Genomic DNA, 14,718 nt, shown 5'->3' with positions numbered 1-14,718 from the left:
TACGCATTTGCTTTAAAAGCATCCGTCTAGAGGATTCTCCCGTGCACGCACTAGAACAGAAAATCTTAACAGAAGGTATCGTTCTATCTGATCAAGTCTTGAAAGTCGACGCTTTCTTAAACCACCAAATTGATCCTGTACTCATGCAGCAGATTGGTAAAGAATTTGCCGCTCGCTTTAAAGATGCAGGGATTACCAAGATTATTACCATTGAAGCATCAGGTATTGCACCTGCAATCATGGCAGGTTTGGAACTTGGTGTACCTGTAATTTTCGCTCGTAAATATCAGTCATTGACGTTAAAAGATGACTTATATCGCTCTAAGGTGTTTAGTTTTACTAAACAAACTGAAAGTACGATTGCGATTTCAAACAAACACCTTCATTCAACTGATAAAGCATTAGTTATTGATGACTTCTTGGCGAATGGTCAAGCAGCATTAGGACTAATTGATTTAATTCATCAAGCCAATGCAGAAGTTGTTGGCGTAGGTATTGTGATCGAAAAATCATTCCAACCGGGCCGTGATTTATTGCTTGAAAAAGGCTATCGTGTTGAATCATTAGCACGCGTTCATTCTCTTACAGATGGCAAAGTTATCTTTGTAAAAGAATAAGATTTATAAATAAAAAAGAGCGAATATCCGCTCTTTTTTTATTTATTTTAAAGTACAGCTGAAAGCTTCTTAACAACCTCACCTAGGCGTTTACCTTGCGCTTCACACAAAATCTTTTCATCCTGACTTAAGTTCTGGTCATGGCGGGGTCCGCTTACATGACTTGCCCCATACGGTGTTCCACCTGTTTTAGTATTAGATAAAGCTGGAATTGCATTTGGTAATCCCAGAATCATCATGCCGTGATGAAATAATGGCGGTAACATCGTGAGTAAAGTACTCTCCTGCCCACCATGCATTGATCCAGAAGAAGTAAAAACACAAGCAGGTTTATTATGTAATGCTCCATTGAGCCAAAGACTAGTCGTTTGGTCCCAAAAATATTTCATTTCACTTGCCATATTACCGAAGCGAGTTGGGGAACCTAATGCCAGACCCGCACAATTCGCTAGATCATCTAACGTACAGTAGATATCGCCTTCTGCCGGAATGCTTGGTTCAGCGATTGTGACGACTGGAGCAATATTTGGCACTGTCCGAATTTTCACTGACATACCCGCAGACTCAACACCATTGGCAATTAAATGTGCCATTTCTTTTGTAGAGCCATATTTACTGTAATAGAGTACAAGAATGTAAGGTTGCATCGGTTTCATAAATTTTGTTAAAAAGAACACTATACGGTATTTTTTATTTTTTTGGCGAAACCAATCTTATGAAATTCTAGAGGTGATTGATTACGTAGCATGAAAGGTAACACGAGCAAATTTCTCAAATTCGTTGAGTAAAAGATTCACCGACTTTTGATGAATCTTATGCCCAAACAACAGAAAGCCAACTTTTTTAAAAAGATTAGGGCTACAATTTTTTCTATAGCGCATAGTAAACTTACAGAACGACTTTAATTCTCTAAGTTATTCTTTTGCTTTAATCTACGATTTGAGTTCTTAAGCTCATACTTTGATAAGCTATTAATCGCCCCACATGATGATTAAAAAAATCGGGATAGACGACGCATGTTACAACGTTTTTTAAGTAAGCTTCCTTTTTATAATAAAACCTGGTTTCAGTTCGTTTTATATGTATTTAAACGTTTTGAAGCTGATCGGTGCCGTGAACAAGCTGGTTCTCTCACTTATACAACACTATTCGCAGTTGTACCGATGTTAACGGTTTTTTTAGTTATTATTTCTTCAATTAAAGCGTTAGAACCTGCAAGACAACAGCTCCAACATTTAATCTATAGTAATTTTTTACCCAAAAGCACTATTGCATTTGATAAAGCCTTGAATGCTTTCACAGAGAAATCCAGTAACCTCACCGTTATTGGTGTGCTGTTTTTATTCGTGACTACCGTTTTAATGCTCACGTCAATTGAAACAGTTTTTAATCGTATTTGGCGTGTAAAAGAAACTCGTAGCGGCATTATGGGTTTTATGCGTTACTGGACGATCATCTCTTTAGGTCCGATTATTTTAGGAAGTGCATTCGTCATTTCCTCGACGGTCGCTTCCATGAACATTCTCAGCAATAATTTTGCAGGATATCAACTTGATGGATCATTCATACTCTGGCTGATTTCGTTTCTATTGACCATTGTTGGCTTTTTTATTTTGTATTGGACTATTCCGAATCGAACAGTTCCAGTTTATGCAGCTGGTATAGCGGCCTGCTTAAGTGCGGTACTTTTTGAAATACTCAAAAACTTATTTAGCTTTGTAATGTCAAATTTCACCAGTTATGAACTGATCTATGGCGCATTTGCAGCAGTGCCTATTTTCCTGTTATGGATATTTCTTTCATGGAATATTATTTTACTCGGAGTAGAAGTCAGTTTTGCTTTAACTGCTTTTCACTCAGGTAAAGAACAAAAACGGCACCCTGTGCTCATGTTATTAGATATTCTTGAATTATTTTATAAAAAGCAAAAACTGGGTGAAAGTGTAAGTGATAAAGAAGCCTTAGAAATTTTAGGTCGAGGAGAAGTTGGACGCTGGCCCTCTTATGTACTTTTACTTGAAGAGCAAAATTTGATTAAACGCACCGATAAAGATGAATATGTTTTAGTTCGTAATTTGTCTCAAGTCGACTTCTGGAGCTTTTTTACGGCTCTTCCATATCCACTCCCTTTACGCCAAGATGTTCAAAATGTGCATGATGACGATGAATGGATGGAAAAAATTGGCCCAGCTTTAGTTGAGTCTAATGACTATCTAGCTGCAAAACTTTCTATCCCCCTCTCCACAATTCTTGAAGAAAAATAAGTAGGCAGCAGCTTCTCATTTAATTAGCTGCACTCTAATGTTTAGCTCATAAAAAAACCCTATTATTGAAAAATAATAGGGTTAAAAATATCTAGCGGCGCAAATAAAATTACGCTTTTACAAAAGTTTCCCAGACAAAATCTTGTGTTGCACCCTTTAATGTCATTTTTAACTGATCACCCGAGTGTAATGGTCCAACGCCCGCAGGTGAGCCTGTCATAATCACATCACCCGGCTCTAATGAAAAAACCTGATTAATATCAGTTAACAGATTACCAATAGTAAACATTAATAGTTCAGTATTCCCATCTTGACGTAACTCATCATTAATATGGAACGTGAATTTAGTTTCTTGCCAATCTGTAATTTCGCTCAAATCGACCCAGTCTGCCAAAACACAAGCACCATCAAAAGCTTTTGCACGCTCCCATGGGTGACCTTTAGTTTTCAGGTCATTCTGTAAATCACGCATTGTTAAGTCAAGACCTAAAGTCACTGCCCCAATCGCTTTTAATGCTTTCTCAGGGTCAGTTTCACCTTTTAAAGGCTGGTCAATACGTAAAACTAATTCACACTCAAAATGACAACTGCCCCAAGCTGGATTCCATGAAATACCGTCATTTAAACCAATCAAGCTACTAGGTGGTTTAATAAATAATATAGGTCTGTCAGGCATAGCATTATTTAATTCTTTGACATGATCGGCATAACTTCTGCCTACGCAAACGATTTTTGAAGGACGTGTATTCATGAGGCTTCCTTGGTTGTTGCGGCTGATAATTCCAATAATTTATTTCTTAAATGTATTTTCAAATATAGTTTGATCTGAAACCTGTGCAAAGGCTCTCTTTGGCACAATAATTACAGTTTTATTTTTTAGCTCAAGCATGTAAGTCAGCTTGCCTTTAGCAAAGGTTTGCACATCTGAATATTGCATCACTTGTTTACGACCGCTGGCATAAAGCTCAAAATAATCTTGATAGAGGTCGATTCCCTGCTCACTCTTTCCAAACTGGTAACGAACAAATTGACGTTTAAATAACATCGGTAAAAGCCAATAACGCATCAGCCCTTGCATCACCAGAAAAAAAATACCTAGCCCAACATAATATCGACCAACCCCAGAGAAACCTAAATAAAGTCCCCAAATAATAATTGCGATACTAATCACAGGTGTTAGAAAACGGGTAAATTGTTTTTTCCCAAATGTCACTAATGAAAATCCATCTTGTGACTCTTCTAAATTCAAATAGTAACGTAAAGATAAAGCTGTTTTTTGCTCGGTCATTGCACTGCATCGATACTCAATAAATCGGAACTATTAGAGCATATTCATTTCAGCTTTAAAATGAATCAAAGGCTATTTTTTGTTTTGCTCAAAAGTAGCCTTAGTAGCGAGATTAAAAATATTTTTCGTTGCATATATGGAACGTAGATTCATATTTATTGGGCTTATTTCACTTTTTAAAATTTCTACAATAAGAGCATCACCTTCTTAGTGGAATGTCTCATGTCTTTTTTTGCAAAATTATTTGGCTTAAATCAAAAAGCAACTGTCTCAAAAGATGTGGTTATCCAAACCACTCAAGAGACGAATCTTCCCAATGAAACAAGCTTTTTAGAATTAATTAAAAAACGCCGTTCTATTTATTCAATAGGAAAAAACTTAAAACACTCTCCTACTGAAATTGAAAAACTAATTCAAGAGGCTGTAAAACATAGCCCATCTGCTTTTAACTCCCAATCTTCTCGCGTTGTAGTTTTATTTGATCAATCACACCAAAATTTCTGGAATATAGTTTTAGATGTATTAAAAACTATTATTCCGGCAGAAGCCCTGACTGGAACTAAACAGAAAATTCAAAGTTTTGCGGCAGGCGCAGGCACAGTTTTATTTTTTGAAGATCAAGATGTGATTAAAGGTCTACAAGAGCAATTCGAGCTATATGCCGATAACTTTCCAATCTGGTCTGAGCATTCAACAGCAATTGCACAATTTGCAGTATGGAACGTACTGGCTGAACAAGGCATTGGTGCTTCATTGCAACACTATAATCCAATCATTGATGAGAAAATTAATGCTGCTTTCAATGTTCCTACGCATTGGAAATTAAGAGCTCAATTAGTATTTGGTTCAATCGAAGGCGAAGCAGGCGAAAAAGCTTTTATTGAAGATGAACATCGCTTTAAAACATTTGGTTAATCTTTCCCCCTTTAATTCTTTTCAAAGCTGGTTGCGATAAGCGGCCAGTTTTTTATTAAAAAGCATAAAATTCAGGCACAAAAAAAACCGCTATATCTAGCGGTTAATTCTTCAAGTTGGTGCGCTCAGAGAGATTCGAACTCCCGACCCCTTAGTTCGTAGCCAAGTGCTCTATCCAGCTGAGCTATGAGCGCGTACTTGATGTTGCGCATTATACGCAGTTTTTAAAGCTTAGGAAGCCTTTTTTCATCTTTCTGTCATCAACCGTCTAGTTCTTAGCCAGCGCTCTAGTTTATACAAAATAGTACCTAAAATTATTGAGGTTTTTCTCACTTAAGATGTATTTGAAATATTTTTTTTCAAATAAGTTTTATAGTTTTTTTGAAGTATTTAGCCATACAACTACAAGTTAAAGTCGACTATTTTAGTCAACATTATAGAAATAAAATATTTATAGTTGAGCTTTAACATTATAGACCTAAGTAAAATTTACCTCATATAATGCTTTAATTAAGTGAAAATGTAAGTAAAAACACAAGCAATCAAAAAAATATTATATAAAAATTATTATTATTTTTACGTCTAAATGCAATGAATTACTATGTGTTTAAATATTATTTAATATTAAAAAATGTGACTAAAAATACACATTGACAGCTTTTGAGATCTATCCAATACTAAATTCCAATTATTGAGATACGCATCTCATTAATTATGTAGCGCAATAAATAATACTTACTTAAAAATACATAATTATATAGGAAATAGACCAACATGTTCTTACTAAAAACTCTTGTTTCTTCGATATCAAATATTACTCAAGACTTAGGTAATATTATATCGGTGAACACTAACGTAACTGGTGGATCTTCGGTTGATGGTCACATATCAACCTCTGGCCTACTTTCAGACACTCTATCTACAGTAACAAATACTATTACAACAACCACAACTGGCCTTGTTTCCGATGCTATTGGTACGGTTACGGGTAGTATCGGTTCTACAAGCCCTGTTGACACTGTCACTAATATTATTGGTAGCGTAACGGGTGGTATTGATCTTGGAACCTCACCAATCGCTCCTGTTATTGATGTTGTTCAAGGTGGTATCGATATTCTTCAAGGTGTAGAAAGCCTCAAAACTGAAATTATTAACACAGGTATTGAAACTGTAGCCGACGCTATTATCGGCGTCCTTCCTCAAACTGAGCACCCAGTTTCTGAAATTGCTGACTTGGGTACATTAACTTTTGAAACTTCTCGCGACACAGTAAATGGCGCTCTTGAAGTTGTTTCTGATTTGGTTGGTGGCGACATCCAAGGAGCAACTGAATCAGCGACTGGTATTGTTGATACGCTTATCACCAACGGTACGACTGCTACTGGTATTGTGACTGGTGTTGTTGGAAGTGTTACAGATGTTGTTGGTGGCGTAACTGGCGGTGTTGATGGCAACCCGCTTGAAGTGATTACCGACATTATCGGCGGCGTAACCGGTGGTATCGGTGGTGGCACATCCCCAATCTCTCCAGTTATTGATGTTGTTCAAGGTGGTATCGATATTCTTCAGGGTGTAGAAAGCTTAAAAACTGAAATTATTAATACAGGTATCGACACTGTTGCTGACACAATCATTAGCATCCTTCCACAAACTGAACATCCTGTTTCAGACCTAGCAGATCTTGGTACATTAACTTTCGAAACTTCTCGCGACACAGTAAACGGCGCACTTGAAACTGTTTCTGATTTAGTCGGTGGCGATATTCAAGGCGCAACTGAATCTGCTACTGGCATTCTCGACACACTTATCACCAACGGTACAAATGCAACAGGAATTATCAATAATATTATCGGCGCTGTAACCAGTGGTGATAGCCCTCTTGGCGTAGTAACCGACATTATTGGCGGGGTAACTGGTGGCGTTGGTGGTAATCCACTTGAAGTGATTACTGACATTATTGGTGGCGTAACTGGCGGTATTGATGGTAACCCACTTGAAGTGATTACCGACATCATCGGTGGCGTAACTGGCGGTGTTGACGGTAATCCACTTGAAGTGATCACTGACATCATCGGTGGCGTAACTGGCGGTGTTGACGGTAATCCACTTGAAGTGATTACCGACATTATCGGTGGCGTAACTGGTGGTGTGGACGGTAACCCACTTGAAGTGATTACCGACATCATCGGTGGCGTAACTGGCGGTATCGGTGGTGGAACGTCTCCAATCTCTCCAGTGATTGACGTAGTTCAAGGCGGTATTGATATTCTTCAAGGTGTCGAAAGCTTAAAAACTGAAATTATCAACACTGGTATTGATACAGTAGCAGATACAATTATCGGTATTCTTCCACAAGTGGAGCATCCTGTTTCTGAAATTGCAGACCTCGGTACATTAACTTTCGAAACTTCTCGTGACACAGTAAATGGTGCTCTTGAAGTGGTTTCTGATTTAGTCGGTGGTGATATTCAAGGTGCAACTGAATCAGCGACTGGCATTCTGGGTACACTTATTACTAATGGCTCTACTGCAACAGGCTTATTAACAGAAATCCTTGGCGGAGTGACAGGAACTATTGGTGGTGCAACTGGTAGCGTTGGCGGTGACAGCCCTCTTGGTGTAGTAACTGATCTTCTTGGTGGTTTAACGGGAGGAGTTACCGGCGGTGTGGGTGGCGACAACCCTATTGGTATCGTAACAGATATCGTGGGCAGCTTAACTGGTGGTGTAACTGGTCAAGGTGGCTTAGATGTCATTTCTAATTTACTTGGTGGATTAACTGGCGGCAGTTTACTCGGTGGAGTAACTTCTACAGTATCTAGCGTAACCAATACAACACACACTATCGTACCTCAGTCATTACTTACTGATAACTTCTTAGATAATTCTTTCCATACTGTTTAATATCATCAAAAGAAAGCCACTTATAAAAGTGGCTTTCTGCTTTAATATAGTTCTAAATATTAATTAATACTAATCAATCTCTTGCCATCTATAATATTTTTTATGTGCTAACTCTAGCATTGCATAATCATTAGGCGTATCACCATAAGCATAAATTGTAGAATATTGGGCTAAATCATATTTATTTTTTATTCTATTTACTTTTTCTAAATAACCACAATCACCATCAATAAAATGACCTGTTAAAATACCATTATGTATTTCAAGTTGATTGCATATAACATCTAAACCTAAAGAATGGCACCAACTTTCTAAATAAACGCCTAATGATGCAGATACAACAACAATCTGATCACCTTGCTGTTTGTGCCAGAGAATACGCTCCAGAGCATTTTCACGGACACATGTAGGAAGCACCTTTTTAGCAAACTCTTGTCCCCTATCTTTTAGGGAGTTCGCGTCATAGCCCACATATCCAACTTGGCAGAGCTTGGTTCGAATAGTTTTATCTGTTACCCAACCAAGCTTATAGCCGGCTATATATGGCGCAAGTCGAATACCACCGACTATTTGAGTTTTTCTGTTCAATGAAAATTTAAGAAATAAGCTGAATGTGTCGTTGTGAGTGATGGTGCCATCAAAATCAAATAAAGCTAGATTCATTTATGATTATCTCTAATATAATTAAAAAGTTATAAATTTAGATTTTATTAAAATTACTAAAAAATAAGCACAAAAAAACCGCTATAAAAGCGGTTAATTCTTCAAGTTGGTGCGCTCAGAGAGATTCGAACTCCCGACCCCTTAGTTCGTAGCCAAGTGCTCTATCCAGCTGAGCTATGAGCGCGTAACTTGTGTGCCTTTCAGCGATTCGTTCTATTTTACTTGGTGCGCTCAGAGAGATTCGAACTCCCGACCCCTTAGTTCGTAGCCAAGTGCTCTATCCAGCTGAGCTATGAGCGCATTAAGTAATGGCGGTGAGAGAGGGATTCGAACCCTCGATACCAGTAATAGGTATGCTTCCTTAGCAGGGAAGTGATTTCAGCCACTCATCCACCTCACCGGAACGAGCCGCCATAATACAAACTAAAACCACATTGATCAAGTCATCATACTGAAATTTTCTTATTTTTTAGTTCAATGAATTACTTTTTAAGCAATTTATTCATTATTTTCGTCTTTTTCGATCAAACGCTTGTTAAGATAGATATTATTTCTTCATCAAAATACTGTAGTGCATAACACATTATTGCAAACCTAAACGTGCAGTTCGGGTCTGCATGGCTTATGCTAAACTTATCTGCCAAGCGTGAAACCAAACGACATGACAAAAAACTGGGCTGACCCTGAAGCGAAAGCTGAAGCTGAACGTTATGACAACCCTATTCCAAGCCGTACTCTCATTTTAGATACATTGGAGCAGGTACAAACACCACAATCTCATGCAGAGCTTGTCGATCATTTTAATATTCATGACCAAAAAAGTATCGAAGCGTTAAGTCATCGTTTAAGTGCTATGGTTCGTGATGGTCAAATCATGAAAGACGGTTTTAAATTTCAGTTGGTGGCAGATCAACCAACATATGAAGCAACTGTTTATATTAATAGTAAAGGTTTAGGTACAGCACATATTGATGGTCAAACTGACCTTCTACTTCCTGAACGTGAATTACGTTTAGTATTTAATGGTGACCGCGTTAGAGTACGCCAGACTTCGGTAGACCGTAAAGGTAAACCTTGGGGCTTTATTACAGAAGTTCTACAGCACCGCGTCAAACAAATGATTGGTAAATTGTCAGTTCATGATGGCGAATATTTTATTCAACCCAACAATCCTAATCAGCATCAGCCTATTCCATTAGAAAAAGAGTTGGTTAAACACGCTGAAGCGAATGTTGGCGATATGCTACGTGTTGCAATTGATAGTTATCCGACCCGTGAAGAATTTGCTACAGCTCATATTATTCAGTCTATGGCGGACAAAGCTGATACAGAAATTATCATTCCACAAACCATTCTTGAATTTGGTTTGCCATATGAGTTTCCAGATCAGGTATTAAAAGAAGCAGAAAGTTTTAAAGAGCCATCTGCTCAAGACCGTGAAGGTCGTATTGACTTAAGAGATTTAGCATTAGTTACGATTGATGGTGAAGACGCGCGCGATTTCGACGATGCTGTTTATGCAGAAAAACGTCCGGGCGGCGGCTATCGTGTTGTAGTCGCGATTGCAGATGTAAGCCATTATGTTCGCTTGGACTCAGCACTTAATGAAGAAGCTGAGGAACGTGGCACTTCTGTCTACTTCCCTCACTTTGTATTACCAATGCTGCCAGAGGCCTTATCAAATGGTCTGTGCTCTCTGAATCCGCATGTAGACCGCTTATGTATGGTATGTGACTTAAAACTCTCTCGTACAGGCCGTGTAACTGGCTTTGAGTTTTATCCATCGGTCATGCACTCAAAAGCACGTTTGACCTATACCCAAGTAGCACAATATTTTGAAGGTGCAACAGATGCGATTCCAAAAGATCGCGATGTTCATAAATCCTTAAATACGCTTTTCCAGCTTTATCAAATTTTGAAAAACTTACGTGCCGATCGTCATGCAATGGAATTTGAAACCATTGAAACGTACATGACTTTTGATGAGCTAGGCGGGATTAAAGAAATTTTGCCACGTACCCGTAATGAAGCACATAAGCTTATTGAAGAATGCATGCTGCTTGCCAATGTAGCTGCAGCTGAATATGCATTAGAAAATGATATTCCAATGTTGTATCGCGTACATGAAGCACCTGAGTTCTCACGTATCCAAAAAGTAAAAGACTTTGTGAAATTGTTGGGTCTACCCTTCCCAGACCAGCCAACTCAAGCAGACTATCAAAGAGTCATCGAAGCAACTAAAGACCGTGTAGATGCGCCAAGTATTCATGCTGTTTTATTACGTTCGATGATGCAAGCTTATTATGGTGCCAAAAATGCAGGACACTATGGCTTGGCCTATGAAGCATATACTCATTTTACTTCGCCAATCCGTCGCTATCCAGATCTATTGTTACACCGTGCCATTAAAGCTCATCTAAAACACAAACCTTCTCCACTCTCTGGCGCTGCACTAGATGATGCTGGTGAACATTTCTCTAAAACTGAACGCCGTGCAGATGAAGCATCTCGTAGTGTAACGACTTGGTTAAAATGTCACTATATGCAACAGCATTTAGGCGAGGAATTCATTGGTATTGTAAGTGCCGTAACTGAATTTGGTTTGTTCGTGACACTGAAAGACTTATATGTCGATGGCATGATTCATATTAGCCAACTCGGTGATGACTTCTTTATTTATGATCAAGCCAGTCAAAATCTGGTAGGCCAAAATAGAGGTCAAGTTTTTGGTTTAGGCGATGAAGTGAAAATTCAGGTTGCTGGTGTAAATCTTGAAGAACGTAAGATTGACTTCCAGCTTATTAATCAAGTGACACATGCAGGCCGAGTAGTTCGTAGCCGAGCTCCACGCACAACCAAAACTTCCCCACAAGCAACTGAAGAAGTTTTCAGCAAACCAACTGTCAGTACTGATGCAGAAAAGCCTGTTCAAAAAAAGAAAGAAAAAGCCAAGCCTAGCTCTTACACAAAAAAATCTGGTAAAAAAACTTCAGCAAAAGCTGAGAGTAAACCAGAAAAAGTAAAGAAAAAGGCCAAGCCGAAAAAGAAAAAAGCGAACGCCAAATCGAAGGCTGAATAACTCAAAAAATGATAGTACTCACTTAAAATTAAGCCCCCAATGTGGGGCTTAATTCTTCTTATAGCGTTTATTTTGCAAATTAAACTTGATTTCCTACCTGACAAGACCTACATCTAATACTATGTTTAAAAAATAATGTGGCTAACAGCAATGACTTTACAGCAAGCAACTTTACCAACTCCGCGTTTTGATCAAATTCAATTAGAAAGTTTAAAACAAGACATCCAGCAAGCAATTCAAGCTGGACAAGAGTTTTTAAATACCCTTACAGCCGCACCTACAGACACAGCTCAACAACTTGCAGTACTTGAGCAAATTGATACGCTTGAAAATAATTTGAGTGAGTCATGGGGCATCCTGTCACATTTAAATGCTGTGATGAACAATGCTGAAACCCGAGAAGTCTATCAATCGTTATTACCTGCCTTAAGCGAATACTATACTCAGCTTGGTCAACACACGGCGCTCTATCAAACTTATCAGCATCTCAATGATGGTCAGGGCTATACGTCTCTTAGTCCAGCCCAACAAAGTGCTATTCGCCTCGCTTTACGTGATTTTAAACTTTCTGGTGTGGCTTTAGAGGGCAAAGAGAAAAAACGCTATGCAGATATTTCTGCTCGTCTTTCACAGCTTTCCTCTGACTTTTCTAATCACGTACTTGATGCGACACAGGCTTATTTTAAACCCCTTACAGAAGCTGAGCTAAAAGGTCTTCCAGAAAGTAATATTGAGCTATTAAGACAGTATGGTAAACAACGTGAACTCGACCAAGCTGTAGCAACTCTGGACTTTCCCGCTTACTTTGCAATCATGACCTATGCAAATGACCGTTCATTGCGTGAAGAGCTTTACAGAGCCTATGTCACTCGTGCATCTGATCAGTCCGAACAAACTGAGTTTGATAACAGCAAAATTATGGAAGAAATTTTGAGCCTTCGTCAGGAAATGGCGAAATTACTCGGTTTCAATAACTATGCTGAATATTCTCTTGCAAGCAAGATGGCGCCAGATGTAAAAAAAGTTCATGAGTTTTTAGTTGATCTCGCTGAGCATGCCCGTGCTCCTGCACTTCAAGAGGTTGCGGAACTTCGAGATATTGCCAAACAAGATGGTGTTGATGAACTTCAACCTTGGGATAGCACTTACTATTCTGAAAAGCTTAAACAACAACAATTCAACTTATCTCAAGAAGCATTAAAGCCTTACTTCCCTGCACCTAAAATCATTCAGGGATTATTCCAGATCGTGCAGCGCTTATATGGTATTAACATCATCGAACGACAAGCACCTGTCTGGCACCCAGATGCACGTTATTTTGAATTAGAAGACCAAGGCCAAGTGATTGGTGGATTTTTCTTTGACATCTATGCACGTACAGGCAAACGTGGTGGTGCATGGATGAATGGGTTCCGCTCACGCATGCAAACTGTTCATGGTCTACAAAAGCCAATTTGCTACATGGTGTGTAACTTCACTCCTCCAGTAGGTAATCAGCCTGCTTTACTCACCCATGATGAAGTCATTACCTTATTCCATGAGTTTGGACATGGCTTACATCATATGTTAACCGAAGTAGATAATATCTCGGTTGCAGGCACTCACGGCGTTGCTTGGGATGCTGTCGAGCTGCCAAGCCAATTCATGGAGTTCTGGTCTTGGGATAAAGAAAGTCTAGATGTATTAAGTGAGCATATTGAGAGTAAACAAACCTTACCACAAGAGTTACTTGATGCTTTACTAAATGCTCGTTTCTTCCAGTCTGGCATGCAAACTCTACGTCAGCTTGAATTTGCATTGTTTGATTTAACAATTCACACCAAAACACCAGCACTGAACAGTGAGCAAATTCAGCAGACTTTAAACGAAATACGTAGCCAATATGCTGTCGTTCCTACTGTCGGATACAACCGCTTCCAACACAGTTTTAGTCATATTTTTGCTGGTGGTTATGCGGCTGGCTATTACTCTTACAAATGGGCAGAAGTGTTAGCGAGTGATGCATTCGATCGTTTTGAACACGAAGGTATTTTCAACACTCAAACAGGTAAAGAATTCCGTCAGGCTATTTTAGCTGTAGGTGGTAAAGACACTGCTCTTGAAGCATTTGTTAGTTTCCGTGGTCGTGAACCAAAAATTGATGCATTGTTACGTCATCAAGGTTGGACGAATGGCAGCAAAACCGCTTAAACTATGGGCCTAAATTGATCGTGTGGTTAGGGTGATAAAGATGAAAAAACGTTTCATTGCTGGGGCTAAATGTCCAAAATGTGAAGCAACCGATCGGATTGTCATGCTAACCACCGCTGAAGACGAATGGATTGAATGTATCGAATGCGGTTATAGCGAAAATCGTCCGACTCATATTGATGAGCCTGAATCACCCGCTGTACCTGATGAAGTTGGAGTAATACAGTTCAAGCCTCGTCGTCCTGACTAAAGGTCTTAGAGATGCCACTACAAAGAAAACAAAACTCAAAACTATTGTGGATTTTAATTGGGGGCTTAAGCATTCTTGTAGTGCTTTTTTTAGCTGCGCAATGGTTTTTCAAAAAAACCGAATCATCCGCACCAATGGTTGATCCTCAACCTGTTTCGACACCTGCACCTGCTAAAACCACTGATCCATCATCAGGTTCCGAACCAGTAGCAGAGGCTGCGAGTTCCCAACAACTGGTGAATGAAGATGTGCTTAAACAACCTGTACCTGCTCAAGAGTCTTTAGCTAAAGAAGAATTGTCTAAACTCGATGACATCCATAGCCAGCTAAAAGATCAGGAAGCAACTTTAAAAGCTCAGCATGCAGATGCAGATCAATTAACGAAACTCAAAGAAGAACAAGTTAAATTGCTTGAAGCTCAACTCAAACAGCAATAGTTTTTCAATTGGAACTTAAAAAAGCTAAAGTTATCTATCTTTAGCTTTTTTATTTTAACTAAAATAATTCCGGTCATCTTTTTTTCTAAATTTATTGAATTCTATTACTAA

At 38.8% G+C, this 14,718-nt stretch carries 12 protein-coding genes and 4 tRNA genes; 8 read left to right on the top strand and 8 right to left on the bottom strand.

Translation table 11 applies throughout. The features are described 5' to 3' along the window. Positions 1-41 precede the first annotated feature (41 nt). The gene (locus AC2117_RS02405) at positions 42-617 is read left to right on the top strand and encodes a xanthine phosphoribosyltransferase (RefSeq protein WP_042895139.1); all 576 of its coding nucleotides are present in this window, start codon (positions 42-44) and stop codon (positions 615-617) included. Between the two features lie 47 nt (positions 618-664). On the opposite strand, the gene wrbA is transcribed toward AC2117_RS02405, so the two are convergent. Beyond that, positions 665-1,273: an NAD(P)H:quinone oxidoreductase gene (gene wrbA, locus AC2117_RS02400; protein ID WP_197730971.1), complete on the bottom strand. Its 609-nt coding sequence runs from the start codon at positions 1,271-1,273 to the stop codon at positions 665-667. Positions 1,274-1,633: 360 nt separating this feature from the next. On the opposite strand from wrbA, the gene AC2117_RS02395 reads away from it, so the two are divergent. Beyond that, a complete protein-coding gene (locus AC2117_RS02395; protein ID WP_133971674.1) occupies positions 1,634-2,881 on the top strand; it encodes a YihY family inner membrane protein in 1,248 nt (415 codons plus the stop codon). A 109-nt stretch (positions 2,882-2,990) separates the two neighbouring features. Here AC2117_RS02395 and AC2117_RS02390 read toward each other — a convergent pair whose 3' ends face one another. Both AC2117_RS02390 and AC2117_RS02385 read right to left on the bottom strand, forming a co-directional pair. Then, positions 2,991-3,632, bottom strand: coding sequence for a fumarylacetoacetate hydrolase family protein (locus AC2117_RS02390; protein ID WP_133971672.1), 642 nt, complete (start codon positions 3,630-3,632; stop codon positions 2,991-2,993). A 39-nt stretch (positions 3,633-3,671) separates the two neighbouring features. After that, on the bottom strand, positions 3,672-4,169 hold the full coding sequence (locus tag AC2117_RS02385; RefSeq protein ID WP_133971670.1) for a YcxB family protein: 498 nt from the start codon (positions 4,167-4,169) through the stop codon (positions 3,672-3,674). A 222-nt stretch (positions 4,170-4,391) separates the two neighbouring features. Here AC2117_RS02385 and AC2117_RS02380 point away from each other — a divergent pair, with 222 nt between their 5' ends. Then, positions 4,392-5,084: a nitroreductase family protein gene (locus AC2117_RS02380; protein ID WP_133971668.1), complete on the top strand. Its 693-nt coding sequence runs from the start codon at positions 4,392-4,394 to the stop codon at positions 5,082-5,084. 117 nt (positions 5,085-5,201) lie between these two features. On the opposite strand, the gene AC2117_RS02375 is transcribed toward AC2117_RS02380, so the two are convergent. Further along, positions 5,202-5,278 (bottom strand) — tRNA-Arg (locus tag AC2117_RS02375). A gap of 580 nt (positions 5,279-5,858) precedes the next feature. Here AC2117_RS02375 and AC2117_RS02370 point away from each other — a divergent pair. After that, positions 5,859-7,988 (top strand): beta strand repeat-containing protein, encoded by a 2,130-nt coding sequence (locus AC2117_RS02370; RefSeq protein WP_197730970.1) that lies wholly within the window; start codon positions 5,859-5,861, stop codon positions 7,986-7,988. A gap of 69 nt (positions 7,989-8,057) precedes the next feature. Here AC2117_RS02370 and AC2117_RS02365 read toward each other — a convergent pair whose 3' ends face one another. The 4 genes from AC2117_RS02365 to AC2117_RS02350 form a co-directional block, all read right to left on the bottom strand. After that, complete coding sequence (locus tag AC2117_RS02365) at positions 8,058-8,651, bottom strand: HAD-IB family hydrolase (RefSeq protein ID WP_133971666.1); 594 nt, start codon at positions 8,649-8,651, stop codon at positions 8,058-8,060. Positions 8,652-8,758: 107 nt separating this feature from the next. After that, positions 8,759-8,835 (bottom strand) — tRNA-Arg (locus AC2117_RS02360). Positions 8,836-8,874: 39 nt separating this feature from the next. Next, positions 8,875-8,951 (bottom strand) — tRNA-Arg (locus AC2117_RS02355). 9 nt (positions 8,952-8,960) lie between these two features. Next, positions 8,961-9,051, bottom strand: a tRNA-Ser gene (locus AC2117_RS02350). A 261-nt stretch (positions 9,052-9,312) separates the two neighbouring features. On the opposite strand from AC2117_RS02350, the gene rnr reads away from it, so the two are divergent. The 4 genes from rnr to AC2117_RS02330 all read left to right on the top strand — a co-directional run bounded on the left by rnr (position 9,313) and on the right by AC2117_RS02330 (position 14,607). After that, entirely contained in the window at positions 9,313-11,730 is a 2,418-nt protein-coding gene (gene rnr, locus AC2117_RS02345; protein WP_197730969.1) for a ribonuclease R, read from the top strand. 135 nt (positions 11,731-11,865) lie between these two features. After that, on the top strand, positions 11,866-13,920 hold the full coding sequence (locus tag AC2117_RS02340) for a M3 family metallopeptidase (protein WP_133971662.1): 2,055 nt from the start codon (positions 11,866-11,868) through the stop codon (positions 13,918-13,920). 40 nt (positions 13,921-13,960) lie between these two features. Next, positions 13,961-14,170 (top strand): YheV family putative zinc ribbon protein, encoded by a 210-nt coding sequence (locus AC2117_RS02335; RefSeq protein ID WP_133971660.1) that lies wholly within the window; start codon positions 13,961-13,963, stop codon positions 14,168-14,170. Positions 14,171-14,181: 11 nt separating this feature from the next. Continuing rightward, positions 14,182-14,607: a hypothetical protein gene (locus tag AC2117_RS02330; RefSeq protein WP_133971658.1), complete on the top strand. Its 426-nt coding sequence runs from the start codon at positions 14,182-14,184 to the stop codon at positions 14,605-14,607. Positions 14,608-14,718: the final 111 nt, after the last annotated feature.

This window comes from Acinetobacter calcoaceticus (genome assembly GCF_900520355.1).
GTDB classification, from domain to species: Bacteria; Pseudomonadota; Gammaproteobacteria; order Pseudomonadales; family Moraxellaceae; genus Acinetobacter; species Acinetobacter calcoaceticus_C.
The sequence above is the reverse complement of the archived record's forward strand: the minus strand, read 5'-3'. Positions and strand labels throughout refer to the sequence as shown.

Coding starts and splice junctions, on each gene's coding strand:
- AC2117_RS02370 (WP_197730970.1), top strand. CDS start 5,859: ATGTTCTTACTAAAAACTCTTGTTTCTTCGATATCAAATATTACTCAA.
- AC2117_RS02365 (WP_133971666.1), bottom strand. CDS start 8,651: ATGAATCTAGCTTTATTTGATTTTGATGGCACCATCACTCACAACGAC.
- AC2117_RS02340 (WP_133971662.1), top strand. CDS start 11,866: ATGTGGCTAACAGCAATGACTTTACAGCAAGCAACTTTACCAACTCCG.
- wrbA (WP_197730971.1), bottom strand. CDS start 1,273: ATGAAACCGATGCAACCTTACATTCTTGTACTCTATTACAGTAAATAT.
- AC2117_RS02335 (WP_133971660.1), top strand. CDS start 13,961: ATGAAAAAACGTTTCATTGCTGGGGCTAAATGTCCAAAATGTGAAGCA.
- AC2117_RS02330 (WP_133971658.1), top strand. CDS start 14,182: ATGCCACTACAAAGAAAACAAAACTCAAAACTATTGTGGATTTTAATT.
- AC2117_RS02380 (WP_133971668.1), top strand. CDS start 4,392: ATGTCTTTTTTTGCAAAATTATTTGGCTTAAATCAAAAAGCAACTGTC.
- AC2117_RS02385 (WP_133971670.1), bottom strand. CDS start 4,169: ATGACCGAGCAAAAAACAGCTTTATCTTTACGTTACTATTTGAATTTA.
- AC2117_RS02390 (WP_133971672.1), bottom strand. CDS start 3,632: ATGAATACACGTCCTTCAAAAATCGTTTGCGTAGGCAGAAGTTATGCC.
- rnr (WP_197730969.1), top strand. CDS start 9,313: ATGACAAAAAACTGGGCTGACCCTGAAGCGAAAGCTGAAGCTGAACGT.
- AC2117_RS02395 (WP_133971674.1), top strand. CDS start 1,634: ATGTTACAACGTTTTTTAAGTAAGCTTCCTTTTTATAATAAAACCTGG.